This is a genomic window from Bacillus sp. R86525 (assembly GCF_042466195.1).
GTDB classification, from domain to species: Bacteria; Bacillota; Bacilli; order Bacillales; family Bacillaceae_G; genus Bacillus_A; species Bacillus_A nitratireducens.
This window is the reverse complement of the sequence record NZ_JAXHPX010000007.1, coordinates 2,031,144-2,056,537: the sequence shown is the minus strand read 5'-3', so window position 1 is coordinate 2,056,537 and position 25,394 is coordinate 2,031,144. Positions and strand designations below refer to the sequence as shown.

Genomic DNA, 25,394 nt, shown 5'->3' with positions numbered 1-25,394 from the left:
TGCTTTTTTCATTTCGGTTACTTTATGCTAAATGTTGCTGCGTCACACAGTGAATCATGCCACCATACGCAAACAGTTCATTTACATAAATACCGACAATTCTTCTTCCAGGAAACTGCCCTTCAATGATTTGAAGTCCTAACTTGTCATGTTCATCACCATATATAGGAACCAATACAACTTCATTTCCAATATAAAAGTTCAAATACGAGCCCTTACAGTCCGCTTCTTTTACCACTTTTCTTGTTACCGGTACTGGTATGAGCTGAAATGGCTTTCCATCTATATTTCTTGCTTGTCGCAATTCTTGATAATGCTTTTCGTACGCCTCCAAAAGGTATGATTCGCTTTCCCCGAAAGGATCATATTCATAAAGAATTGTATTTTCATTTACAAAACGCGCTGCCCCATCAATATGGTAATCTGTATCTTCATCGTAATTATCCTCTCCGCGAATACCAGTTATCCATATAAAATTCGTTACTCCCAAATACTTCGTTAACTCTATTTCAATCTCTTCCTGACTTAGTGTAGGATTTCGATTTTCATTTATAATAGAAGTTTTTGCCGCCATTAAGGTGCCATTTCCATTTATCTCTATTCCTCCACCTTCTATACAAACATTAGATTTAACTTTTGGAATGCTATACATTTCACTTATTTTTTCCGGAATAACAGCATCATTTTCATACGGATATTTATTTCCCCAACCATTAAAAATCCAGTGTGTTAAGCAGAGATTTTCCTCCTTATCTTTTACAAAAATCGGTCCATTATCTCTTATCCAAACATCATCAGTTTCTTCAATTAAAAAATCAATTTTATCCATATCCACGTTCGCTTCATTTAACTTCGATTGTACATGTACTTTTTCTTCCTCATCATATACAACAATATGCACATTTTCTCCGTAATGTAGCTCCTTTGCCATCGTTACCCAAATATCATCTAGCTTAGCTCTGTAACCTTCACCTCTATGAGCCTTATCATGAGGCCATTGGAGCCATGTTCCCTCATGTTTTTCCGACTCAGCAGGCATATAATATAAACTATTTTCCATATTTCTCATACATGTTCACCCTTTCTCCGATTGTAAGTCCAGTCTAAACTTTGACATCGTGTTAAGGTCAACAGAAATATATTCATTTACTAGTAACTACTTCATATGCTGACTCTTTATTCTCCCTTGTGATACACTACTTCTCCTTGTAAAACCGTCACTAAAACTTTTGCATCTGGAATCTTATCGACACTCATTTTAGTAATATCTTCATTTAGTAATATCATATCGGCTGATTTACCTACTTCAATTGAACCAGTAATATTATCAAGACCTAACGCTTTGGCGGGCTTAATTGTATAAGCATCAATAGCTGCGTATACATCAGACAAGCCCTTTTCATCAATGCTTAGTGCATTTGAAATCGTCACAAGTGGATTTAGTTCATTTACATCCCAATCACTACTAAGTGATACGTTTGCTCCTGTTTTCCAAATGCGTCCTAACGGCATAATTCGTTCCATCTGTTTATTTGTAAAATACGCACTTGCCCAGCTTTGTTTAGGATCTTCTGCAAAATCATGACCTACTTGGAAATCAGCACTAATTCCTAATTTTGCAAAACGATTTATATCACTATCCTCTACCATTTCAACATGCGTAAGCGTATAAGGCTGATTCGCCCCTTCTTTTTTCGCTGCTTCAATTGCATTTAAACTCTCTCTTACCCCGCCATCTCCAATCGTATGAATGAGTGCACCGTAACCAAGTTTATTCAGTTCCGTCAACCACCATTTCATTTTTTCTTCTGGAATATAATTTAAACCGTACGGTGTTCCTTTAAACCACTCAAATTTATATTTTTCTAGTATTTTAGCTGTGCTGTTAATGCTAATTCCATCACTATACATCTTCACTTGATTAATAAGCATTCGAGATGATACATCATCTCGCTTAATTTTTTTGAAATACTCAATTTGTTCTGCTTCATTTAAGTTCGGATATACCCACGGACGCAGTACTACTCGTGACGTTAACTTTTTCTCATCGTTAACTTTATTCCAAACATCTAACCAGCCTCGTTTCCAATAGAGACGTCCATCGCCGACTGTAGTAATACCATTCTTCGCAACTTCATCTAAACCGTCTAACAAACCTTCATAATTTTTTTCAAAGAGATTTGGTTGGGAATTCCATGCTTTTTCCATCACAATATCCCCTGCTGTATCATAAAGAATCCCAAATGGTTCTCCTGTCTCTGGATCCCGAATGATTCTTCCGCCTTGCGGATCTTTCGTCTCTTTATTTATTCCCGCTACTTCCAATGCTTTTGAGTTAACCCATACAGAATGAGAAGTTCTTTCCATAATTAATACAGGGTTATTAGGAAATAACTCATCAAGAACTTGTAATGGCGTTTGCTGTTCTGATTTTTCGTCCATATCTTTTAACAGCTCTTCCAAACTAAATCCTGTTCCACTTACCCATTCGCCATCTTTCACATCTTTTTTACAAGCCTTTAAATACGAGCGTTGTTCTTGCAGCGAAGCATCTGGTGAGACACTACAATTCCCTGCTGCTGGTGATTTCGCCTCAAATATATGATTATGATTGTCCACAAAACCAGGAAGAATAAAACGTCCTTGTAAATCCACCACTTTCGTATCTTCATTTATAAATTCTTCTACATCTTTGTTTGAACCAACAAATGTAATTTTCCCATCTTTAACGGCTACAGCCTCTACAATGTCTTGCTTGCCATTTGAAGTATAGATTGTACCATTTTTAAACACTACATTTTCGGGCAATTCCTTAGGTAGAACAAAGCTACCATTCTCACCTTCTCCTCCTCCAGGAGTACATGCTGAAACCCATGTCATACTTAGAATCAGGCAAATAATCATGATTGTTTTTTTCATATTCTTTCTCCTTTTTATTATGATGAATTACTTACATAAATAGAATAAGGATTGACATAATGTTAATGTCAATCCTTATCTTCATTCTATTTTCATCACTAAAAAACAAATTTGTGTCACGTATTCCTCTACTAAACAATCACATTCAGGTCCCTTGATGTAAACCTCATATGGTGAATCATCTATTACATAACCATTTCTTTCAATCCATTTTTCTAACGCTATATAAGCGTAACCTATATAGTCATAACTTCCATAATGCATAGTAGTAACGATTTGATGCGGATTTAGTTTTTTTATTTCATATTCTTGTACTACATCTTTATTGTTCCTATGCATGACCGGAATCCTTAATTCAACATCACTTTCATTTGGAATATACTCTTCATCATAAAAGACTGTAGAGGGCGAACCGACTATTTGAAAGTTACTCTTTTGTACGTTTTCATATAAGTCATAAAAATAATCATCCATATCATCTATATTTATTTGTAATCTTTGAGCAATTACTGTTATTTCATTTCTCATCCCAATTAATATATCGTAATTTCTATGGCAAGCAGTATTTAAATCATGATTCATATTTACCATTTCATTCATTTCTGAAATAACCTGTAAATTTTGTTTCACCTCATGAGACAACTCTATAATTTGCGATTGCATATGTTTAATAAATGAATCTTGATCTGATGATTGAAGAATTATTTTAATTTTCGGTAAAGGGAACTTGTACTCCCTTAGCTTTTTAATTTTCAGCGCTATTTCAAGCTGCCCTTGCTCATAATATCTATACCCATTTTCCGGGTTCACATATGCTGGTTTTAATATATCTTCTTTGTCATAATGCCTTAGCATTCGTGTACTCATTTTACAAATCCGTGAAAATTCAGTAATTGTATACATATAAATACCCCTTGAATACATTTTCTTATATAAGCTTATTTATTAAAACCAATCAAATATTTTTCTGATTGAAGAACCTTCATTCTGATCGTTCAGCCTTTTCATTTTTGAAGGTAACAAATGACTAGGACAATACCACGTTAAACAATTCATCGCGCCTCCCATTGTCGATATTTCTCCTACATGACTTTGAATAACTTGTTTCTCCGTATGCTGTTGAATATATCGTAAAACTTCCTCATCTTTAGCTAATCCAAACTTAGGAACGTAAAGCGTATCACATGTTTCTAACATATTTATATATAAACCTTTTGCTGACGCTATCTCTTCATCGTATTGACCCTTCTCTGTATATGACGAAGGAACAACTATAAATTCAGCCTCTGGCATTTGCTCTTGAATAATCTCTTGAACATTATATCTAAATTCACGGTCTCCTAAAAAATCACTAATAAACATTGTATGCTCATCAATAAATTTAACCATTCCGTCTGCGTGTGCAAGTACATCTCCTTCTTCAGCAGGAATAATAATAACCCGACTCACATCTAAATCCCATTCCAGTTGCTCTATAATTTCTTCTTCCGTCCAATCATAATTATCATCAAATATGCGTTCCGTTAATATAACAGTATCTTTTTTATTCCAAATAAGATTTCCACCGTCTAATATCAATGGAGATTTCACATATTCAAAGTCGTTCTTTTTCAACCATTTATTAAATTGTTGATCTAAATATCTCCATTGATCTTTCGGTAAGTAATTTGGTTGATATTTAAATTTAACTAAATGATTTGTGACAACTGGTGCAACATCTCTTAGCCAAATATCATCATACTCAAAAAAGCTTGTATGAAAGTCTTGCTCTTCAACAGATAAAGATATAAGTTGATCGGTAAATGCTTTATTTTCATTTAAGTATTCATTAAAATAAATAATGTCTTCATAAAATGGTCGATAATATTCATTCGATTTATCTGGTATTGCACTAAAAATAATTCCATTATGTTTTTGTTCCATATTATTTACCTCGCTTTTTAATAATGATTGAATAACTGTTTTCAATAAGCGAACTATTCCCCAATTTATTTCTCTTTTCATTACAATTTTTGAAACGTGCACATTTCATGAATGGATTATAGCACGGAGAAATATTATATATTTATATAAAAAATATAAAGCCGTCATTAAGCGGTAAACTGACTCTTGACAAGATTTTTAAATTTTAATCGTCGTACACAATGACGGATTAGATGATTTTTTTATCAAGATTCAAATCCATTACTTCTAACAGGGCGTTTTGATTATATAAATTCACTAAATGCGTTTCTACCTCTATGCAAATCCCTTCTAGCGGAAGATCATTTGGATCCTGACCAAATGGATCCTCAATTTCAACCCCTATTGCTTCAATCCCTATAAATGCAAAACTTATAAACGTAGTTGCAAGTACTGTAAACCATCCAAGACTATCAACAAGGCCAATCGGTAAAGTCCCACAAAATATGAGCAGTAAAATTTTAATATGAGCAAAATATGCAAAAGGAATAGGCGTTGTTTTGATCCGATCACATCCACCCACAGCCGTGAGCAGAGTATTCAAATCAGCTTCCATATTAATTATTGTATTTGGGTGAATTTGACCCGTTTTTAAACCTTTTGATAGTATAGTTTTTAACATAAAAACTATACTAATCGGTAAATGAATAGACTCAGCCAACATCTCTTTTTCCTTCTCAGAACAAATATCAAACAATGCTTTTATTTCGGATAAATCTTTTTCGTCTCTCAAATGTCCTTTCGCTATCTTTGGAAAAGCAATTAACAAATGTAAAAATTTTAATTTTTCCTGATCCGTCTTTTTCCCTTCAGACTCCCAATAACATAAAAAACTAACTGCCAAATTTCTAGTACAAGCACCAACCGTGCCAAATAACTTTCTACCTTCCCAATACCTATCATAAGCAGTGTTAGTACGAAAAACTAACAGTAGACCTAAAGCCCCTCCAACAATTACCCAAGGAGTTTGATTCATTTTTATTTCTACATAATAATAATGAATCACAGTTACTATCGTTGAAACACATATATATAATAAAACTTGCGGGAAAATATCTCTTATAACCGTTCCCTTTAATGTAAATATTTGATGTGAACTATTTTGATTATTGTAATGTACCATATTTACAAAAACCTCTTTCTTTATTAACTTTCTTTAAATTATGAAAGTATACAATTAAATAGTAGAATCATAAACCCTATTATTATGAAACTGGTTAAGATTATTTCTTTCAATACCATTACTCCTTTTTACCAAAAGATAAAAAGAATACGACAATGCTATCAATTAAATGATAACTAGATTCCTCACCACTCAATTTCAGTTCTTGTATAAATTGAATGACTTCTTTCATAAGAAACACACTTAAAACAATTCCCAAACAGATCAAAGCTACATTTATAATGTACTGTAGAACGATAGGGAAAAACGAAAATACTCTCTTTAAATTCTTTAACACAAAGATTTTTCTCCTTTTCCATATAAAACAATAATGACAATATACTTTCATTTAATTATCATTACATTAAAATTATACATTCCATTCTTGTTACAGATGTTAAAACAAGACAAAATAAGTAAAGATAGCATTTCACCTATTTTGTCTGTAAAGCAACATAACAAAACTATAATCGATTACTTCAATTGAATCGGTTGTTGCTGTGTCACACAATGGATCATTCCGCCATTTTTATAAAGTTCTCTCACATCAATTCCCACTACTTTACGATCCGGATATAACTTCTGAATCGTATCGTTTGCGATTTTGTCATTTGGATCGTTATAGTTAGGCACCAATACAACTTTATTTCCAATATAATAATTGATATACGACCCTTTATAATCAAGAGTTTTTCCATCTTCTAAAGTAACTTTATCTTTACTAAGCGGTAAGTATTCATACTTATATTTCTGCCCTGAAGCATTTTTTGCATCTAACAATTTATCCATATCTTTGTTTGACAAGCCCCATTCAGCCAAGTCATTTTCTGCCATCGTTACGATTGTAGATTTATCATGAAATTTAGCAAATCCATCAATATGAAAATCAGTAATATCTAAATTAGGCACTCCATCTAACCAAATAAAGTTTGTCACCCCAAGGTCACTTATATATTTTTCAATTTCCTCTTCTGATAAATCAGGATTTCTATTTTTATTCGTTACTGCGCTTCGAGTTAATAAAGCAGTCCCATTGCTGTCTAATTCAATTGCGCCACCTTCAAGGACAAATCCCCCCCAATCAATTCTTTCAATCCCTAATTGTTTACTAACATTCTCACGTATACGGGCATCATTTTTATAAGGAGTTTTCTTTCCCCAACCATTAAATGCTGGATCTAATATTTTTAGATTTTTATTATTGTCATAAACAAAAATCGGTCCACTATCTCTTGCCCACACATCATCTGTAGGAGCGATAAAGAAATCAACTTTATCCATATTCAGCCCTTTATCTATTAAAAGCTTATTGATTCGCTCTTTCTCCTCCTCATCATATGCAACAATGTGAACTTTTTCACCCTCAGTTAAAGCACTTGCCATCTTAATCCAAATAGGTTCGACTTCTTGTTTATACTCTTGACCATATGTGTATTCATGAGGCCATTGTAGCCATGTACCTTCATGTTTATCTTTTTCATCCGGCATCGTATATTTTCCAGCGTTTTTCTGTACCTCTACTTTTTTATCCTCTTTCCCTTTGACATTTTCATTATTCCCTTCAAAAGAACATCCACTAATAATCGTTATTGATAATGTAGCTATTAAACAAAACTTTACTACTTTTTTCATTTTTCAACCTCCTGTTCATGTCTACAATAATGTAAGGCTTAACATAGTGTTAAGCTCAAGCTTTTTCATCAATGTAAAAATTACCAATTATTCTTTTGCATGATAATCACATAATTTCAATACAAATAGATGACATTCACAAAATAAATTCCCTATATTTAACATTAATATCATTTAACTTCCTTCATAAATTTATTCTAATATTAATCCCCTCTCATACATGTTGTTCACTAAATAAAGCATTACTAAATAAAAAAATCGGTATTGATAATTTTATATCAATACCGATTTTTAAATAATTATTTTCCTTCTATTAAATCTTTCGCCATCTTTCTAAACTCTTGATTAAATGCATCATTCATTCCATTTTGTACGTTAGAGAAAAGAATCACAAAAATTCGTTTATCTCCATTAAAATTATTAAATGTGTTCCATCCAGCTAATACTCCATGATTATGATTATAATCTGCATTAATGTAGAAACTAAATCCATACTTCCTAGCGGGTGATACAGTAAACATATCTAATAAATTTTGTTTAGAAAGTAGCTTACCATCCATAATTGCCTCATCTAACCTTTTCATATCATCAACAGTAGTGTACATTTCACCACAACCATATAGCCAATTCATTCGTAAACGAGGCGTAGTTACTAACTCATTATCTTTTTTTGTATACCCTGTTGCTAAAAACATATCTCCAGGAAAAGTTGCCCCCATCCCAGATTCATACATCCCAACAGGAGTAAAAATATTTTCTTTCACATATTCAGAAAGCGGTTTATTCGATAACTTTTCTACAATATACGCAAGCACCATATAATTATAATCTGTATATCTCCATCCCGTTCCTGCAGGAAATTCAAGCTTTTGTGATCCAATCCATGTTACTAACTTTAAGCGTGATGCTGCATCAACACCACCTTGTCCCTGCTCTGGCAATCCGGAAGTGTGTGTTAACAAATTTCTTAACGTAATATTTTTATCTGCCGGAAACGACGGAATATATTTATTCACATTATCCTCTATATTTAATTTCCCTTTTTCTCTTAGCTGTAATATAGATATTGCAACTACTGTTTTTGTTATGGAACCGATGCGATATTTTGTTCTTGGCGTTGTTAAAAGTTTATCTTTTATATTCGCATATCCGTAGCCTTTTCGTAAAACTACATTATTTTTATCCGTTACGAGAACCGTTCCGTTAAATCCTTTATCTTTTAAATATTGATCGAGTTTCGTTGCTGCAATATCATAACGTTTTTGCTGATTCGCATCAACTTTCGGTTGATTATTCCCAACCTTATCTTCAAAGTTTGAAAATGCCTTCAAACTATATTTCTTTTCTTTATTTGCATGTATGAGTGCAGCGACACTCCCACAAAAAATAGCACAAACAAAGAAAACGATTAACCATTTCTTAAACATATGGGAACCCTCTTTTATCTAGTTTCACTTTATACTTTTCCATTCTATTCTATATCTTTTTATTTTTAAATATTTTATAATCTATCTACTCTATTATTCCTCATAGTAAACTAGATTCCTTTTTTCTAACCTTCAAATTTTAACTACTCTCTATTGTAGTTCTTTTTTACAAAATTTCCACCTTACAATCGGATAGATCCAACTTTAATTTAAATTTTTTATGTAACATTCGTTACACATTAACAAAAATGGAGGTGGCAATTTGAAAAAGACCGATAAACGCAATCGTTTAGATGATATGATGTTTCATTATCGAGTAACAAAAAACGATATAGTTTCAATTGAATATTACGGAAAACAAATTATGATTTTAAAAGGAAATGATGCTGACAAATTTTTAAACAAAATAAATCGGGCAAATAACGAAAACGAAAAACAACTTATTATGGCTAAAATTACAGGTAATTTCAAAAGAGGAAATGAGCGTTAATGAAAACGAATCTCATTTCTAAATTGATTATACAGCATATTAAAAAAGAAATGTCACTCCCATGACATTTCTTTAGATTTTCTTTATAAAAGATTTACATTTTTAATATTCGTTTACTCTCATTGTCTATAAAATAACCTTTTCTTCTCATATTTCTCAGTCCTTTATGTGCAGTTTATTATATAAATACAATATTGCTAGCGGTATATTATCATAGAGTCCTACCTATTACATATTAAGCTAAAGCAGCTGGCGGCAATAATTGTGGTCCTTTCCCCATTCGTGCTAATACCCACTCATCGTAATACCACATTTCTGTTTGGCGACGACTCATCATATAATCCCAGCGTACTTCCCGCTCAAATTCAATGATTTGTCCGTCACCACCAATTGTCACCCAGTTAAAACTTCCGTTATTATGCATCATCTTTATCCATAGAACAGGAAACTCCACAGTTTGTCCCCCATCAACATAATGTCTCGTTTGCTTTTCTATACGAAGTAAAGTTAGGCCCTTTGCATATTGTCGATCAACCTTTTCCATTACATCCATCGCTATTTTCTCTGTCTCATCCTTATGAGGTAGTTTATTAGAGTATACTGGCATCATATTCGTATAACTTAAAAGATGCTTATCCTTTTGAGAAGTAATAGTTGTTATATGAGAGCCACCATAATTCAGTGGTTCTTCTGCTTGATAACGCTGAATTTCAACATTTACACCGTCACGTAGTTCTTCATGCTCATGCACTAATTTTACATACTTCGGAATTGGTAATAACATTAAAACTTCCTTACTACAGTTTTGAAAAGCATTTAATTGATTAGCCATTAAGCATCTCTCCCTTTACTCGTTTCGTTTTGAAATAATGCTTTCGGTACTTTCGAAAGCATTGTCGTAATCTCTCCTGCATAATATACATATAATTCATGCATCGCTCGTGTACTTGCTACATAAAATAAATTCCGTTCAGATTCTTTACTGTAAATATCACTTGAAGCATCAAATATAATAACAGCGTCGAACTCTATCCCTTTCGCTAAATAAGCAGGAATAATAACAACGCCCTTCTCATAAGTCGTATTTTCTTTCTGCACAAGATGGTAGTCTAATTTATCCCCTATTAACTCCATAGCCTTCATACATTCTTCATTTGTTTTACAAATGATCGCAATTGATTTATAACCTTTCTCTTGCAAATCTCTTGCTTTATCAATGATACTTTCCACACGCTCTTGTTCATCACTCACTTTTATACATAACGGCTTCTTACCATCCCGATTAAAAGCTTCGATTTCTTTCCCGTTCGGAATGATATGTTTTGTAAGTTCAATAATAGGTTTTGCTGAGCGATAACTACGATTTAACTGAATGGTTTCTACTTTGCTATTTGCAAACAACGTTGAAATTATATTTGTTCCTCTATTACTAGCATGAGCGAAAATGTTTTGATTTACATCCCCAAGCATTGTCCATTTCGCCTTAGGAAACAGCCGCTTCATAAACGCTAACTGAAATGGTGTATAATCTTGTACTTCATCAATAAATACAAATTTCACAAGGTGATTCGTTTTAAATCCTTCAATTAATTCTTTTAAAAACAAATACGGCGCTGCATCTTCATACGCTAATTGTTTTCTCACCAACCGATTTACTGTTTGTTTACATATCTCTTCCCAACCCTCTGGTACAAAAACATCTTTCTGAACCGTTTCAAAGAACTGCTGAAATATTGCAGAATGATTTACAAAAGCTAAAGATTTTACCTTTCTTCGCAATGAACGAAAATGTTTTCTCACTACATATTTCGTTAATAATTCATGTTCCTGTTCATAATAATCAAATTGGTTATCCTTCTCTAATTTTTCATAAAAATGATTGTAATCTTCTTTATTTAAATACTGAATTTCTTGTTCTACCCAGTCTTTTTTCGCTTCTTTCTTTTCAAATTCATTTATCTTCTTACGAATCCATTCCGCTGTAAGCTGCATTCGATTCGGTATGGAAATAGACGTTTCTAGCGCATAAAAATAATCATATATCGTTCTTGCCTCAATCAGCACTTCACCTTTAAATGTGACATCATGAAAACCTAGTCCTTTTTCACTTAGACTTCTCGCATATTTCTCAATCAGTCCCATAAATTCAATCGATGATTTATATTGAATTCCTTTTAGCCTCGTTTCATACATGTTTTCCTGTTCTTTCGTTAACATGTATTCTAGCTGTGAAAAAGAATCTTCTACAATAAAACTTTTGCTGATCATATGCTCCACATACGCCTGAAAAGTCGTTTGCTGCATATTTTCCTCACCAAGCTCTGGTAAGACGTTAGCAATATAGCTATTGAACAACTCATTCGGAGAAAATAGCAAAATTTGATCCACGTTTACTGTCCCGCGGTAACGATATAATAAATACGCAACCCGTTGCAGAGCTGCTGAAGTTTTTCCACTTCCAGCCGTCCCTTGCACAAGTAATACATCACTTTTATCGTTTCGAATAATTTTGTTTTGTTCCTTTTGAATTGTCGCTACAATACTTTTCATTTGTTCACTTGCATTTCTTCCTAGCGCTTCTTGAAGTAGTTCATCCCCTATCGTTACACCTGTATCGAACATACTTTGAATGTTACCATTCCGGATAATATATTGACGTTTCAAAAGTACATCACCTGATATTGTCCCCATTGGCGCTATATACTTTGCACTTCCTAAAGAATAATCGTAATAAAGACTAGAAATAGGTGCGCGCCAATCATATACTAAAAATTCATCTGTCTCTTTATCATAAAAAGAGCCGATACCAATATAGATCTCATCAGTATCCGCCTCTTGTTCTTCTTTAAAATCAATTCTTCCAAAGTACGGTGTATCTTTTATTTTCCTTAAAAGATTATATTCATTTTTCGCATGGCGATGGGTATGCTCCCTTTCTGAAAGAATCTCGGCCTCTTGCCTAATACTGGCCGCCGTTTCAACCGCCTCTTTAATATTATCTATATTTACTTTTACATCTTCCCAAAAATTTTTTCTTATATTTACAATTTCAGACTTCACCGAACCAACTCGGCTATCCAGTTCTTTCAGTTCCTCGTCCACTTTTTCAATGACTACATTTACACGTTGTTGTTCTTCTTTATAATGACTCATATAATCTCCCCTTCTCATTACGTTTCCTGATTGAAAGCCTTATATGATACGAAGTTCTTTACTTTTGAAAAATACCACGCGCAACAATTTCCCATGACTTTTGAAATTCTTCGTTTATCTTCTCTTCTTTCCATCGCTCAGAAAAAGCAGGATGATAAAACGATGATAGGAGTCCAAAAATCGTATGCGCTAAAAATAAACTGTCTTGTTTTTCAATCTCGTTACGCTCTATCCCTTGATTTATAACCTTCTCCAGTTGCCTAACTAATCTTTCTTCGTGTTTTTGGATAACAGCATTCTTTTGCTGCACTAACGAACTATTCAATGTAAATAGCTCTTCATTTTCCAGTAACTCTTTCTGTTTAAGTTGGAACAAACATAAGAACCACTCTTGTAAAATCACTGCTGTTTCTCCGTCTTTCTCACTAATTTTCTCAAGTTGATCCGAATACTTTAATAACCATCTTTCCAAAATAGCGTCGCGAAGTGCTGCCTTACTACGAAAATAAGAGTATAAAGCTGCATGACTAACATCAAGCGATTTCGCAATACTAACGAGTGTCGTCCTACTCCATCCATATTTAATCAATTCCTTTTCCGCTGCATCCAAAACAACATTTCTCGTTAATGCTTTTTCTGTCATTTTTCTCACCGTCCATTTTATTTACATAATAAAATTATCTTCTCTTATTTCAACAACTTACATTTTTTATTATTTGTAAGTTGCAATCAAAAAAATTCATCTTTCAAGTAGGTTATAAGATTAGCACATCTGCTCACAACTTACAATATTTTATTTTTGTAAGTTGTAAGCAATAAAACCACCGCTTTTGAAATACAAGCAGTGGTTTTATATTTAATTACATAATAAACGATTCATTATCTCTTCAAGTAATATACCCGGCTTTGCTACCTCATTTTCCGTACGCCATCCAATAAATCCATCTGGTCTTATTACTACCGCTCCTCCATTTTCTATCCCGTATAGTTTTCTAAAAAAGTTACCTTGATCGATAAAATCACCAGTTAAACCTACCTGATACACTTTTATCTTTACTCCTAATCCAGATGAAACAACATTTGCAGCTTCATTCCAAGCACTAGGCTCTGCTCCAGTAAGTAACACAAAGTTGCTACCAAATAGATCAAGTATAGAAACTTCTTTTCCTTCATAAGTTCCCCAAAAATGTGGTGCACGCGTTCCCGGGCGTCCGTTCAAATCAACTATATTCATTCTATGCGGTGTGTTACATTCGTCTATAATTGCTTCTGAGCAATACTGATAACCAGCAGTGACAGCTAAACTATCCATATTACTCAAATTACCTTCTTCTCTGCCCGCAGCACGAAATAATATACTACTCGCATGGTCCGTCGTTAATTTCGCAACAGGGTATCTCTCGTCATGATACGTTTCTAACAATTTTGGATTTGCTTGACCTTTTATTACAGCCGCCAATTTCCAAGCTAAATTATGTGCATCTTGCATTCCTGTATTTGAACCGAATCCTCCTGTAGGCGGCATAATATGTGCCGAGTCACCAACTAAAAAAATGCGATTGTCCTGAAATTTTACCGCTGTACTTTCACTCGCTTCCCACGGTAAAACACTTAATATTTCTGGCTTAATATCCATACTTCCAATTGCAGTTTGAATAATTTGTCTACAGCGTTCTATAGAGAAATCCTCTGATCGCTCCCCTTTTACTGGATCATAAGCTACATGATAAATCCATTTACTTTCGTTATCGACCGGAATAAGCGCACCAAGAACTTCTGGATGTAGTATCATAGTAAAACCGAATGCGTCTCCTTTAATACATTCACTTAAATCTGCTTCAAAATATATGTTCATATAATAACCACCGATTGTACCACGGCCTTCGGTTAAAATACCTAACTGTTCACGTATTTTACTTTTCGCTCCATCTGCTGCGATTACATAATCACAATAAATAGTACTCTCTTCTTTCGTGTCACGATTTCGAATAGTTGCTATTACCCCGTTTTCATTTTGCTCATAAGAAACCAGTTCATGATTAAAAGACAGATTTCCGCCTAACTTTTGCCCGTATTGTAACATCATCTCTTCTAAAGTAATTTGATAACAAGCAGTTTGTTTTGATGGGCTAATCTCTTCCACTTTACGAACTAAATTTTCATTATTTTCGTACTGAGCCGCCCTTTTTTGTTCCACCTCTTCATTATTTACCTCAGCTATTGTTTGAACCGCAATTCTTCCGCGACAATTCTCTAACGCTTTACCAGCTAATCTAATCCTTTTTTCTAGACCTAATTCTCGAAATAATTCCATCGTACGAAAAGTGATTCCACCTGCTTTCGGATGAATCGCAGTAGACGGATGCCTTTCAATAAGTAAATAATCAATGTTATGTTTTGCAAGAAATAATGCAGACGATAATCCTGATAATCCTCCTCCAACAATTAAAACTGGTACATGTTTCGATTTCATATATTTTCCCTCCACATATATTCTTCTGAGCTCAGTGACATAAATATAATCAAAAAACCAACAAAAATATAGACTTATATTTCATTTTGAATTATCATATAGATAGATTACGCCCCAAATTACTTTTATCCTTTCATACATCTACAATTCACTTAATTTGTGTGTGTATGAAAGGATAAAAAAGAAGGCGACTTTACGTTGAACTATTTTCTGATGTAGACATCAAAAATAATAAAAACATTATAAGCGGTCGTAACCTTTTAAATTATACAAGGTTACGACCGCTTATTTTATTGTTAAATGGCTACCCTTTCCCCCGCAGACAACGCATTGTTAAATCATTTTCTACCTTCAAAATCCATTAATTACAATGTTTTTTCTATTACCTATAATAAATACTCCCTAATTTTCAATACGTAAAGATTGATTCGTCTCGATTTTCTTTCTCAATATTGCAGCACATACAACATTCATGTAGCATTACCGTATCGATATAATGGTTCATCATCTTAAACCTTTCGACTACTTATTGGAGGTAAAGTGATTGAAATGAATAAACAAGAACAATTAAATGTTATTAAAGAAGATTTTATTAATTGTCAAAAAGTATTAGTGGCAATTGGTGATGAAACACGTCAAGCTATTTTGTTAGTTCTAATGAAAACAGAATGTCAAACTGGATTACGTGTTGGAAAAATCACTAAACAAACACACCTTTCTCGACCAGCAGTATCACATCACCTTAAGATTTTACGAGAAGCTGGTATTATTTTAATGCGTAAAGAAGGCACAAAGAACTTTTATTATATTGACATACGTACAAAATTAGGATTATTAAAAAATCTTGTATTAGATATTGAGAAGCTACTGCAAAACTTTTATTGAAATTTGGAGGTATAAGAAATGAGAGCAATGGTGATTGATAAGTACGGGAAAGTTCCAATGCGTATGACTGAGATACCCATCCCTGAAATAAATGAGTATGAGGTGCTCGCAGAAATTCATGCAGCTAGCATTAACCCAATTGATTTTAAAATACGCGATGGAAAAGTGAAGTTGTTACTTAAATATAAAATGCCCCTTATTCTTGGTAATGACTTTTCTGGTGTCATTGTAAAAGTCGGAACTAAGGTGACTCAATTTAAAGTTGATGATGAAATATATGCACGTCCAAGAAAAAATAAGATCGGTACTTTTGCGGAATATATAGCCATTCATGAAGATGATATAGCCTTAAAACCGAAAAATTTAACTTTTGAGGAAGCGGCGTCGATTCCACTGGTTGGCTTAACATCATATCAAGCATTACATGACATCATGCAATTACAAAAAGGACAAAAGATTTTGATTCACGCTGGATCCGGCGGTGTTGGTACTTTCGCAATTCAGTTAGCAAAAATAATGGGTGCCACTGTTGAAACAACTGCTAGTGAAGCTGGTGAAAATTTAGTAAAGTCTCTTGGCGCAGATGAAATTATTAATTACAAAACAGAAAAGTTTGAAGATATACTGAAAAATTATGATGCGGTATTTGATACACTTGGCGGTACAACACTTGAAAAATCATTCGATATTATAAAAAGCGAAGGGAACATTGTTTCCGTTTCAGGAATGCCGAATGCTCGGTTCGGTAAAGAATTTGGCTCAGGATTTTTCAAAACACTCTTATTTTCATTAGCAAGTAAAAAACTTACTGCACTTGAAAAAAAACATAATGCTCAATATTCGTTTTTGTTTATGAAACCAAGCGGAGATCAATTACGTATAATTGCAAAGTATATTGAATCTGGACAAATCAAACCTGTAATCGATCTCATTTTCCCTTTTGAAGATACTCAAAAAGCAATGGAATATTCAGAGTCTGGAAGAGCAAAAGGAAAGATAATTGTAAAAATCAAATAATAATAAAACTCCATTTTAATCAATCTTTATAAAAATGGAGTTTTTGTATTTGCTGTTAAATAGACACAATGCACTGAAGTCCTTACAATAGATTGCAAGGGTAAATAATAAATTATACTTTTAGTTAACTTTACAAAGAATACATACGTACAAATACATATTCAAAATACAAAAAAGGTGGAGATAAAATGACTAAAAATAAGGAAGCTGGTTGGAATTTAGAACATAGTTATACGACTTTACCACAATCATTTTATACAGAAATCCCCCCAACTCCTGTACACTCACCGGAGTTAATTAAACTAAATAATTCTTTAGCAATATCTCTTGGCTTTACTCCTGAGGAATTAAAAAAGGAAACCGAAGTTGCCATTTTAGCTGGTAACGAAATCCCAGAAGGAGCTCATCCACTAGCTCAGGCGTATGCTGGGCACCAATTTGGTCATTTCAACATGTTAGGAGATGGTCGTGCCCTTTTAATTGGAGAACAAATTACTCCTTCAGGCGAACGGTTTGATATTCAATTGAAAGGTTCCGGTCCAACTCCATATTCGCGCCGTGGTGATGGCCGCGCTGCACTCGGTCCAATGCTACGTGAGTATATTATTAGTGAAGCGATGTACGCGCTTGATATTCCAACTACTCGCAGTTTAGCAGTAGTCTCAACTGGCGAGCCAATCTATCGCGAAACGAAGTTACCTGGAGCTATTTTAACTAGAGTTGCAAGCAGTCATATACGCGTTGGAACATTCCAATACGCCGCAGCTCGAGGCTCAATCGAAGATCTCAAAGCTTTAGCTGATTATACGATAAAAAGACATTATCCAGAGGTTGAATCTACTGAAAATCCATATGTCGCACTACTACAAGAAGTCATTAAGAAACAAGCAAGCCTTATCGCAAAATGGCAACTCGTTGGCTTCATTCACGGCGTAATGAACACTGACAATATAACGATTAGCGGTGAAACGATTGATTACGGTCCATGTGCCTTTATGGATAATTATAATCAAGGAACAGTATTTAGCTCTATTGACACACAAGGCCGTTATGCATACGGAAATCAACCATATATGGCTGCATGGGATCTCGCACGTTTAGCTGAATCTTTAATACCAATACTACATGAAGATGAAGAAGAAGCACTAAAAATTGCACAAGATAAAATTTCAAAGTTCAGTGTGCAGTACGAAAACGATTGGTTCCTCGGAATGAAGAAGAAATTAGGACTATTTAGCAATGAAGAGCAAGATCAATCACTTATTGAGAAACTTTTAAAAGCAATGGAAAAATATAAAGCTGATTATACAAATACATTCCGTGCATTAGCTGACAATATATTAGAAAATGCACCTTTATTTGAAAGTCCTGAATTTAAAGAATGGTACGAGCTATGGCAATCTCGGTTAGAAAGACAAAAAGAATCACAAGATGATGCCTACAAGTTGATGAAAAATAACAACCCAGTAATCATCCCTCGAAACCACAGAGTAGAAGAAGCACTAGAAGCAGCTGTTAAAGATAGAGACTATAGCGTAATGGAGAAACTTCTTCAAGCTTTAGCAAATCCTTATGAATATTCTCAAGAACAAGCGGATTACTGCACGCCTCCAGCGCCGTCGAATCGTCCTTATCGTACTTTTTGTGGGACGTGATTGTTTCATATGTAAAAAGGTGTGTTCATACAAATTGTGTGAACGCACCTTTTTTATACATTTCCCTTCCAAATAAACAGACTGAATCACTCTTTAGCTACCCTTACTATATTCCACTCCCTCCTTCCTTAAACTAAATATCAAAACTATCTTTATTCCAATTTATTTAATAGTAAATCTACCAAACAAATATTGAGAAATATAAAACTCCATTTCTAAATATTGTTATTTTTGATAATATATTTTATAAGAATATTCAAAAAGTGAGGGGATTTTATGAACGTTCAACTACAAGGTAATGAACAAGTTACAAAATTATTTAATGATTGGTATTTAGCTATGCTAAAGCAAGATGTTTCACAGGCGAAGAATTTAAAGCATGAAATTGAGGAAAAGGAACTAGACTTTAAAGAAGACGAAAATTTAGCATTATACTATTCCTTACTAGATTTTCGCTATAAAATTTTAACAGATAGTTTAAGCATTACAAAAGATAGTTTTGAAAAAATTGATTCTTATTCTATCTCTTCTAACAATCAACTTTCTTATTATTATCATTTGTTTAAAGGAATTTATGCTACTTTAACAACAAATTATAACTTAGCATGTGAACATTATGAAGAGGCTGAGAAACTATTAGTCAATATTTCAGATAAACTAGAGGAAGCAGAATTTAATTACCGATTCGCTATCTTTAATCAACATTTTTATAAACCTATTGAAGCGATTCAATATGCTAATAAAGCTCGAGAAGTACTTATCACACATAGAGATTATGAAAAAACTGTTGCTTCATGTGACAGCGTTTTAGGTGCCTCCTGTGTACAATTAAGACAATACGAACAAGCTGAAGAACACTACAATTCAGCAATAAATGTTTTACAAAAACAAAATGAAGAATCTTTACTTTTAAGAGTACGTAATAACTTAGGTTGGCTATATGCCAATCAAAACCTATCAACGTTAGCTATTCGTCACTTATCTGAAGTAACAACAAAAATGCCAACCCATTTTAAAGCGATTTTCTTACAAGCACGAGAACATTCTAAACTTGGCGAAACAAATATTGCAGAAGAATTTATTACAAAAGGATTAAAGCTTTGTACAGAACTAAATAATGAGGAATATATACTCCACTTTAAAATTTTAAAGTCTTTAAGCAATAATGATTCAACTGAAGACTTAGAAAAAATTATTATTGAAGGAATTACGTATTTCGACAAAGAATCTTTATATAACTACACTCAAGAATATTCAGAGAAATTCGCCGTCAAACTTTATGATGAAAATAATCATGTAAAGGCTAGTGAATATTTTCATAAAGCGTTACAAGCAAAAGAAAAAACATTTGAGAAAGGAGCATTAAAATGATTAAAAAAATTAGTTCTGCTATTTTAGGATTATCTGTCATCGGAATTGTGTCCCTTGGAATAAATGGTTCATTTACATATCAAGCAAGTCATGCAGATTTCCCGGCACCACAAAGACCTGACTTTGTTCAATCAGTTGACGTAAGTAAAGATTACAACACAACAACAGCTGAAAAGGCACTTTAAAAAATGAAAGACCTTCAATTAAGAAGGTCTTTTTAAATACGCTTATTTAGTTAATGTAATCGAATATTTTTTCATAGCCAAATGGTAGTACAAATGACACTAAACAGCCTATAACAATTGAAACACTTGATAAAAGAATAAATTTCCGAAATGATATATCATTCCTCTTATCCCCGGTAAAACAAGCTTTTATTATAACAAAAACGGTCATCATTATGGTAATAGCTGAAAAAGTGGCTACTAAAAACACTTCCATTTTGTTTCCCACTATAAAATATCCTAACTTTAATTTTACCATTAAATGAGTATAACAAGGACAAACTATTTCTTAATATACGGTTTTCTATATGCCTCCGACGGGATTTGAACCCGCACTCCTTTCGTAAGCATAGGCTAAGGGGAACACGCCTCCCTACGGAATTTCACCGACAGGAGTTTCAACTGTCTCAGCTTATTTGCTTTTCTGTGCTTCTGAAACCTTCGCCTTGCGACCCGGTTCCACACTGTTTTCCAGCGCTCTTCCCTTCTAGAGCTACGGAGGCAGTTTTTCAAGTAAAATATATTTCTACAAAAATAGAATCATCCCTTTATTTCACATGAATTCTCTCTCTCACTCTATTTCTTTCATCAAATCAGCAATCCCCCTACTCCCCTCACTCCCAACTTTCTCAAGTTCTTCTACAACTAATTCTCGTCTCTCCACAGAATGATTTTGACTTAACTTCGCTTTTCCTTCTATTTTATTTATCTTTATTCTAAATCCAACTATTCCCCTACTTAATCCTTCCATATAATTCGGATCTACATCATTCAGTGAGTAGGTGCTCTTTGGATTTTCATATTTATGTACTAAATCTTGAAGAGAATCTATTAATCCCTGTTCATCTTCAACAATTTCTAACTCTCCATATACATGCACCGCAACATAATTCCATGTTGGTACTGCTTTATTTGTTTCATACCATGACGGAGAGATGTAGCTATGTGGCCCTTGAAAAACAGCTAACACTTGTTGATTCCCACTATCTTTCCACTGCTCATTTGGACGTGCAAAATGCCTGGATAAAATAAGTGTTTCCCTATTTAACAATAACGGTAAATGCGTTGCGTACGGTGCTCCGTTATGTTGAGAAAATAAAGTTGCAAAGCTATTTTGTTCAATAATTTCGTACTTCTTCTCTTCATCGTGTATAGTGAAATGTTTTGGTATGTACATAAGCTCCCTCTTTTCTTATCTTCTTATTTCTCATTATATTTATGAAATTTATTATTGGGCAGGGGCAGATTTTAATAGTTTTATAAGGTCAGTTCATATAGTGAAACCTCTTCTTCAAAAATAATAGGTGGCATTATATAATCTCTGCCACCTTAGTCTAGTCAATTTTTTCAGTTATACAAACTCCCCTATTCAACGATCCTTCATAGCTTTTTCTAATACATATTCAATAAATGCCGTTTTACCTAAGCTATAATTTAAGCGGTTTTCCGCCGTTTCTGCTAATTCTTTCTTTAGCTTTCCATATTCAATAACAACGTTTGGATTTCCACGAAGGTAATCACGAAACACCACATGTTTTCTTAACTCTTCACTATTCTTATCGCATACATATAAATGATGTTCCATCCAAATTGTATTCTTCCCGTCCCTCGGAACATATTGATCCTTTCTCCCAAAGGCTTCTCTCCCATTAAAACTCCACTCTTCTTGATGAAAATAACCTATCTGTTCAAGCCTCTTTATTACTTTTGGAAAAACATCATAATCTTCTATTACAACATCGACATCTAATATCGGTTTAGAGGCAAGGCCTTTAACAGATGTACTCCCAACGTGCTCTATAGAAAAAATGAGTTCTCTCATTACGTTATTAATCAACGTCTGTAATTTACAAAATTCACTTTCCCATTGTGCATTATATTTCTCAACAGTAATAAATTGTTTCAATTGACCACCCTTCTCAAATCATTTTTATAACCTCTGAATATGCGTATCCTTAAAATCAGTTTCATACTTCAATCCATACCCAAGCATTCGATCCATTCCAATATGTGCTGTCCATATTAAACCAACCATTAAAATCGTATCCATCTTTAAATAGACCCCTATTAAAACAAGTAATATTGATATGATATATGTGTGAAATAAATTATAAATTTGTGCACCAACACGTTTGTTAATAGCGTACGCCACCATTGCTAAATCAGGTACAAAAAGTAATACGATAAATAATAACCAACTAAATCCACATAATGCATATATATATACTGCAGCTAATAAGACAATCAATCCTTCAAAATGTATAATTCGTTTCTCCAAACTTCATCATTCCTTATCTGTGAGCTTGAAAATTTTATTCGGATTTAAAATATTTTGCGGATCAAGAGCTTTCTTTATTTTCTCCATTACTAAAAGCGCAGCCCCATGTTCTTCTTCTTGATACTTCTGCTTCCCTATCCCAACGCCATGCTCTCCTGTGCACGTTCCACCACGTTTAATAGCATACAGTACAATACTTTCGTTTATTTCGTCCCCTTTTCTCACTTCATCTTTATCATTTGGATCAATCATTAATAGCACATGGAAATTCCCATCTCCTACATGGCCAAGAATACCACCAACAAGACCCACTTTATCTAATGTCTCTTTCGCATGCTGTATTGCACCAGCTAATTCTGAAATTGGTACACAAGCATCCGTACTCATTAGTTTTTTACCAGGATAACTATGAACGTAAGAGTAAGCTAAGTTATGTCTTGCATCCCATAATTTATTTCTCGCCGCAGTTTCAGTTTCAAAAGCAACTTCTTTACATTTATGATCAAAAACAATTTCCTTCGTAAACTCGATATCTTGCGTTAATCCCACTTCATTTCCGTGAAACTCTAAAAACAGTGTTGGTTCTTCTCTGTAATTCGTTTCGTTATAATGATTTACTTGTTTCATAGATAGTTCATCAACAAGTTCTATTCTCGCAATTGGAATACCAGCTTGCAGTATATTAATAACAGCTTCTACCGCATCATTTATAGTTGGAAACGATGCTCTCGCAGCCATAACATGTTCTGGTATGCCGTATACTTTTAATGTTAGCTCTGTAAAGCATCCAAGCGTACCCTCTGATCCTACGAAAATTCCATTTAAATGATAACCTGATGATGACTTCGCCGCTAAATTACCAGTATGTATCACTTGTCCATCAGCAAGTACCACCTCTAAATCACGAACTTGATCACGCATAACTCCATATCTCACCGCTGTCGTTCCGCTTGCATTCGTAGCAGCCATGCCTCCTAACGTTGCATCTGCACCTGGATCTACACTAAAAAACAAACCGTACTTTTTCAATTCTTTATTGAGCTGAGAACGAGTCACTCCTGGTTGTACTTTCACAAGAAAATCTTTCTCTCTTATTTCAAGTATTTTGTTCATTAATGAAAAATCAACTGTAATCCCCTTTTCATAAGGAATTATATGACCTTCTAAACTAGAACCTACTCCAAATGGAATGACAGGTTTTTTATGCTCACTCGCTACTTTCATTATTGCTCTAACCTCTTCCGTCGTTGTTGGAAAAACAACTACATCAGGTAAACTACTAGTATGGTAAGATTCATCTTTACTATGTAACTCTCTTACTGTCTTATTTACCACTACTTGATCTTCAGGAAGTACATCCTTTAATTCGTTTACTAAACGCTCTACCGTTATTTCCATCGTACACTCTCCTACTTTCTACAAATTAGAATTACAAAATATGTTAACTATTTTATACATAATAATCCGAAAAATTAAATAATTCAAGTTTTACATATATAAAATTCGCTTCCTACTGTCGAATAAACAAAAAGAACTTGCACTAATTAGTGCAAGTTCTTTTCAATAAAACTATATTTTAAATGACTTCTTTATTAACAACATAAACCAAATTAAAGTAACTGCCATCAACGAATGAGAAAACCCTACAATATAAGTTAACCCTTTAAAGTCCGCTCCATTTAGCTGAAGGAGCCCTCTCGCTGCCAATGAACCTAACATTAAAGTTAATGCGATATTATGTAAAACAAACCATTTATTAAATCCTTTCACTTCATGAAAAGCGAATACTTTCGCTAATCCTAAAGCAATTAAAAAGAAGAAAAAGCCAAGTACTAACGTATGTGTATGCAAAAGATTTAATAGTGTAGATCCTAGTATTCCTTTAAATTTCCCATACTCCCTAGCGAATATTCCTGACAATAAACCGATAATCAAATAAGTAAACGATGCATTATATAATTTCTTCATTATGTACCTCCTTAAGTAGAATGTGTAGTGCGTCATATTTAGTAATAATGATAGTTATATAGTAAAAACTCCTAGTTACCTAGGAGTCATTGTATAAGTATCTCACTCTTTACAATCAATTCTAATTATAAAATATCCTTTTATACAAAACAAACGAACTTTATGTGAACAAGTAGAGCATAATTAAAATATGTTGCACTTTTGTATTTCGCAATCCATACTAATTGTTATAACTATTAAAGGTGGTGCAATAGATTGATAGTTCTTGAAACTGAACGACTCGTTCTTCGCTGGTTTGATATAAAAGACGCTCCATTTATTCTAGAATTAGTAAACGATCCTGCATGGATCCAGTTTATTGGTGATAAAAGGATTAAAAACTTAGAAGATGCAACCAAATACATCTTAAACGGGCCCGTTGATATGTATAACAAAATTGGATTCGGCCTTTACTTAGTAGAACGAAAAGAAGATCTCACTCCACTTGGTATGTGCGGCCTTATTAAAAGAGATTCATTAGAAGATGTTGATATCGGCTTTGCTTTTTTAGAAAAATTCCGTTCAAAAGGGTACGGCTATGAATCAGCTTCTGCAGTAATCGAATACGGTGTACAAAAGCTCGGACTGAAACGAATTGTAGCAATTACTTCTATAGACAATGCTGCTTCAGGCAATCTGTTAGAAAAAGTAGGATTGCGATTCGAAAAAATAATTTCAGACTCCGGAGAAGATCTAAAATTATTCGGGTATAACGTATAATAAAAAAAGGTCGCCATTC

General features: G+C 33.6%; 24 protein-coding genes and 1 pseudogene. 7 read left to right on the top strand and 18 right to left on the bottom strand.

Annotated elements, in window-relative coordinates:
* Positions 1-22 precede the first annotated feature (22 nt).
* The 8 genes and pseudogenes from SJY24_RS13150 to SJY24_RS13115 all read right to left on the bottom strand — a co-directional run bounded on the left by SJY24_RS13150 (position 23) and on the right by SJY24_RS13115 (position 9,102).
* Positions 23-1,069: an agmatine deiminase family protein gene (locus tag SJY24_RS13150; protein WP_377864920.1), complete on the bottom strand. Its 1,047-nt coding sequence runs from the start codon at positions 1,067-1,069 to the stop codon at positions 23-25.
* 107 nt (positions 1,070-1,176) lie between these two features.
* On the bottom strand, positions 1,177-2,919 hold the full coding sequence (locus tag SJY24_RS13145; RefSeq protein WP_377864919.1) for an amidohydrolase: 1,743 nt from the start codon (positions 2,917-2,919) through the stop codon (positions 1,177-1,179).
* Positions 2,920-3,000: 81 nt separating this feature from the next.
* A complete protein-coding gene (locus tag SJY24_RS13140; RefSeq protein ID WP_377864918.1) occupies positions 3,001-3,822 on the bottom strand; it encodes a MerR family transcriptional regulator in 822 nt (273 codons plus the stop codon).
* A 42-nt stretch (positions 3,823-3,864) separates the two neighbouring features.
* Positions 3,865-4,842 carry an agmatine deiminase family protein gene (locus tag SJY24_RS13135; RefSeq protein ID WP_377864917.1) on the bottom strand — a complete coding sequence of 326 codons (978 nt, stop codon included), beginning with the start codon at positions 4,840-4,842 and terminating at the stop codon, positions 3,865-3,867.
* Between the two features lie 229 nt (positions 4,843-5,071).
* Positions 5,072-6,004 (bottom strand): bestrophin family protein, encoded by a 933-nt coding sequence (locus SJY24_RS13130; protein WP_377864916.1) that lies wholly within the window; start codon positions 6,002-6,004, stop codon positions 5,072-5,074.
* 133 nt (positions 6,005-6,137) lie between these two features.
* A pseudogene (locus tag SJY24_RS13125) lies at positions 6,138-6,341 on the bottom strand (phosphate-starvation-inducible protein PsiE); the annotation flags it as partial.
* Between the two features lie 176 nt (positions 6,342-6,517).
* The gene (locus tag SJY24_RS13120) at positions 6,518-7,675 is read right to left on the bottom strand and encodes an agmatine deiminase family protein (protein WP_377864915.1); all 1,158 of its coding nucleotides are present in this window, start codon (positions 7,673-7,675) and stop codon (positions 6,518-6,520) included.
* A gap of 299 nt (positions 7,676-7,974) precedes the next feature.
* Positions 7,975-9,102, bottom strand: a complete 1,128-nt coding sequence (locus SJY24_RS13115; RefSeq protein WP_377864914.1) for a serine hydrolase domain-containing protein — start codon at positions 9,100-9,102, stop codon at positions 7,975-7,977.
* 262 nt (positions 9,103-9,364) lie between these two features.
* Between SJY24_RS13115 and SJY24_RS13110 the strand changes: the two genes are divergently transcribed.
* Positions 9,365-9,592, top strand: coding sequence for a hypothetical protein (locus SJY24_RS13110; RefSeq protein WP_377864913.1), 228 nt, complete (start codon positions 9,365-9,367; stop codon positions 9,590-9,592).
* A 235-nt stretch (positions 9,593-9,827) separates the two neighbouring features.
* Here SJY24_RS13110 and SJY24_RS13105 read toward each other — a convergent pair whose 3' ends face one another.
* The 4 genes from SJY24_RS13105 to SJY24_RS13090 form a co-directional block, all read right to left on the bottom strand.
* Complete coding sequence (locus SJY24_RS13105) at positions 9,828-10,424, bottom strand: hypothetical protein (RefSeq protein ID WP_377864912.1); 597 nt, start codon at positions 10,422-10,424, stop codon at positions 9,828-9,830.
* Positions 10,424-12,745, bottom strand: a complete 2,322-nt coding sequence (gene helD, locus SJY24_RS13100) for an RNA polymerase recycling motor HelD (protein ID WP_377864911.1) — start codon at positions 12,743-12,745, stop codon at positions 10,424-10,426. Before helD ends, SJY24_RS13105 begins: the two co-directional genes overlap by 1 nt.
* Before the next feature lie 58 nt (positions 12,746-12,803).
* Positions 12,804-13,388, bottom strand: a complete 585-nt coding sequence (locus tag SJY24_RS13095) for a TetR/AcrR family transcriptional regulator (protein ID WP_377864910.1) — start codon at positions 13,386-13,388, stop codon at positions 12,804-12,806.
* Between the two features lie 213 nt (positions 13,389-13,601).
* A complete protein-coding gene (locus SJY24_RS13090; protein WP_377864909.1) occupies positions 13,602-15,218 on the bottom strand; it encodes an FAD-dependent oxidoreductase in 1,617 nt (538 codons plus the stop codon).
* A gap of 540 nt (positions 15,219-15,758) precedes the next feature.
* On the opposite strand from SJY24_RS13090, the gene SJY24_RS13085 reads away from it, so the two are divergent.
* The 5 genes from SJY24_RS13085 to SJY24_RS13065 all read left to right on the top strand — a co-directional run bounded on the left by SJY24_RS13085 (position 15,759) and on the right by SJY24_RS13065 (position 20,331).
* On the top strand, positions 15,759-16,103 hold the full coding sequence (locus tag SJY24_RS13085; protein WP_377864908.1) for an ArsR/SmtB family transcription factor: 345 nt from the start codon (positions 15,759-15,761) through the stop codon (positions 16,101-16,103).
* 18 nt (positions 16,104-16,121) lie between these two features.
* Complete coding sequence (locus SJY24_RS13080) at positions 16,122-17,120, top strand: NADP-dependent oxidoreductase (RefSeq protein ID WP_377864907.1); 999 nt, start codon at positions 16,122-16,124, stop codon at positions 17,118-17,120.
* Between the two features lie 188 nt (positions 17,121-17,308).
* Entirely contained in the window at positions 17,309-18,775 is a 1,467-nt protein-coding gene (locus SJY24_RS13075) for a protein adenylyltransferase SelO (RefSeq protein WP_377864906.1), read from the top strand.
* 276 nt (positions 18,776-19,051) lie between these two features.
* Positions 19,052-20,146, top strand: coding sequence for a response regulator aspartate phosphatase (locus SJY24_RS13070; protein ID WP_377864905.1), 1,095 nt, complete (start codon positions 19,052-19,054; stop codon positions 20,144-20,146).
* Positions 20,143-20,331 (top strand): Phr family secreted Rap phosphatase inhibitor, encoded by a 189-nt coding sequence (locus tag SJY24_RS13065; protein WP_377864904.1) that lies wholly within the window; start codon positions 20,143-20,145, stop codon positions 20,329-20,331. The genes SJY24_RS13070 and SJY24_RS13065 overlap by 4 nt, the downstream gene beginning before the upstream one ends.
* Positions 20,332-20,377: 46 nt before the next feature.
* On the opposite strand, the gene SJY24_RS13060 is transcribed toward SJY24_RS13065, so the two are convergent.
* The 6 genes from SJY24_RS13060 to SJY24_RS13035 form a co-directional block, all read right to left on the bottom strand.
* A complete protein-coding gene (locus SJY24_RS13060) occupies positions 20,378-20,587 on the bottom strand; it encodes a hypothetical protein (RefSeq protein ID WP_377867247.1) in 210 nt (69 codons plus the stop codon).
* A gap of 354 nt (positions 20,588-20,941) precedes the next feature.
* A complete protein-coding gene (locus SJY24_RS13055; protein WP_377864903.1) occupies positions 20,942-21,547 on the bottom strand; it encodes an FMN-binding negative transcriptional regulator in 606 nt (201 codons plus the stop codon).
* A 192-nt stretch (positions 21,548-21,739) separates the two neighbouring features.
* The gene (locus SJY24_RS13050) at positions 21,740-22,276 is read right to left on the bottom strand and encodes a GrpB family protein (protein ID WP_377864902.1); all 537 of its coding nucleotides are present in this window, start codon (positions 22,274-22,276) and stop codon (positions 21,740-21,742) included.
* A gap of 24 nt (positions 22,277-22,300) precedes the next feature.
* Entirely contained in the window at positions 22,301-22,648 is a 348-nt protein-coding gene (locus SJY24_RS13045) for a DUF4260 domain-containing protein (RefSeq protein WP_377864901.1), read from the bottom strand.
* Between the two features lie 6 nt (positions 22,649-22,654).
* Positions 22,655-24,046, bottom strand: a complete 1,392-nt coding sequence (locus SJY24_RS13040) for an FAD-binding oxidoreductase (RefSeq protein WP_377864900.1) — start codon at positions 24,044-24,046, stop codon at positions 22,655-22,657.
* 171 nt (positions 24,047-24,217) lie between these two features.
* Positions 24,218-24,616 (bottom strand): DUF2871 family protein, encoded by a 399-nt coding sequence (locus SJY24_RS13035; RefSeq protein ID WP_000737885.1) that lies wholly within the window; start codon positions 24,614-24,616, stop codon positions 24,218-24,220.
* A gap of 255 nt (positions 24,617-24,871) precedes the next feature.
* On the opposite strand from SJY24_RS13035, the gene SJY24_RS13030 reads away from it, so the two are divergent.
* A complete protein-coding gene (locus SJY24_RS13030) occupies positions 24,872-25,375 on the top strand; it encodes a GNAT family N-acetyltransferase (RefSeq protein ID WP_377864899.1) in 504 nt (167 codons plus the stop codon).
* The last annotated feature ends 19 nt before the right edge of the window (positions 25,376-25,394 follow it).

What these genes read in the sequence shown, in the direction of transcription:
- SJY24_RS13150 (WP_377864920.1), bottom strand. Translation starts at nt 1,069, where the DNA reads ATGAGAAATATGGAAAATAGTTTATATTATATGCCTGCTGAGTCGGAA.
- SJY24_RS13145 (WP_377864919.1), bottom strand. Translation starts at nt 2,919, where the DNA reads ATGAAAAAAACAATCATGATTATTTGCCTGATTCTAAGTATGACATGG.
- SJY24_RS13140 (WP_377864918.1), bottom strand. Translation starts at nt 3,822, where the DNA reads ATGTATACAATTACTGAATTTTCACGGATTTGTAAAATGAGTACACGA.
- SJY24_RS13135 (WP_377864917.1), bottom strand. Translation starts at nt 4,842, where the DNA reads ATGGAACAAAAACATAATGGAATTATTTTTAGTGCAATACCAGATAAA.
- SJY24_RS13130 (WP_377864916.1), bottom strand. Translation starts at nt 6,004, where the DNA reads ATGGTACATTACAATAATCAAAATAGTTCACATCAAATATTTACATTA.
- SJY24_RS13120 (WP_377864915.1), bottom strand. Translation starts at nt 7,675, where the DNA reads ATGAAAAAAGTAGTAAAGTTTTGTTTAATAGCTACATTATCAATAACG.
- SJY24_RS13115 (WP_377864914.1), bottom strand. Translation starts at nt 9,102, where the DNA reads ATGTTTAAGAAATGGTTAATCGTTTTCTTTGTTTGTGCTATTTTTTGT.
- SJY24_RS13105 (WP_377864912.1), bottom strand. Translation starts at nt 10,424, where the DNA reads ATGGCTAATCAATTAAATGCTTTTCAAAACTGTAGTAAGGAAGTTTTA.
- helD (WP_377864911.1), bottom strand. Translation starts at nt 12,745, where the DNA reads ATGAGTCATTATAAAGAAGAACAACAACGTGTAAATGTAGTCATTGAA.
- SJY24_RS13095 (WP_377864910.1), bottom strand. Translation starts at nt 13,388, where the DNA reads ATGACAGAAAAAGCATTAACGAGAAATGTTGTTTTGGATGCAGCGGAA.
- SJY24_RS13090 (WP_377864909.1), bottom strand. Translation starts at nt 15,218, where the DNA reads ATGAAATCGAAACATGTACCAGTTTTAATTGTTGGAGGAGGATTATCA.
- SJY24_RS13080 (WP_377864907.1), top strand. Translation starts at nt 16,122, where the DNA reads ATGAGAGCAATGGTGATTGATAAGTACGGGAAAGTTCCAATGCGTATG.
- SJY24_RS13075 (WP_377864906.1), top strand. Translation starts at nt 17,309, where the DNA reads ATGACTAAAAATAAGGAAGCTGGTTGGAATTTAGAACATAGTTATACG.
- SJY24_RS13070 (WP_377864905.1), top strand. Translation starts at nt 19,052, where the DNA reads ATGAACGTTCAACTACAAGGTAATGAACAAGTTACAAAATTATTTAAT.
- SJY24_RS13065 (WP_377864904.1), top strand. Translation starts at nt 20,143, where the DNA reads ATGATTAAAAAAATTAGTTCTGCTATTTTAGGATTATCTGTCATCGGA.
- SJY24_RS13060 (WP_377867247.1), bottom strand. Translation starts at nt 20,587, where the DNA reads ATGGAAGTGTTTTTAGTAGCCACTTTTTCAGCTATTACCATAATGATG.
- SJY24_RS13055 (WP_377864903.1), bottom strand. Translation starts at nt 21,547, where the DNA reads ATGTACATACCAAAACATTTCACTATACACGATGAAGAGAAGAAGTAC.
- SJY24_RS13040 (WP_377864900.1), bottom strand. Translation starts at nt 24,046, where the DNA reads ATGGAAATAACGGTAGAGCGTTTAGTAAACGAATTAAAGGATGTACTT.
- SJY24_RS13035 (WP_000737885.1), bottom strand. Translation starts at nt 24,616, where the DNA reads ATGAAGAAATTATATAATGCATCGTTTACTTATTTGATTATCGGTTTA.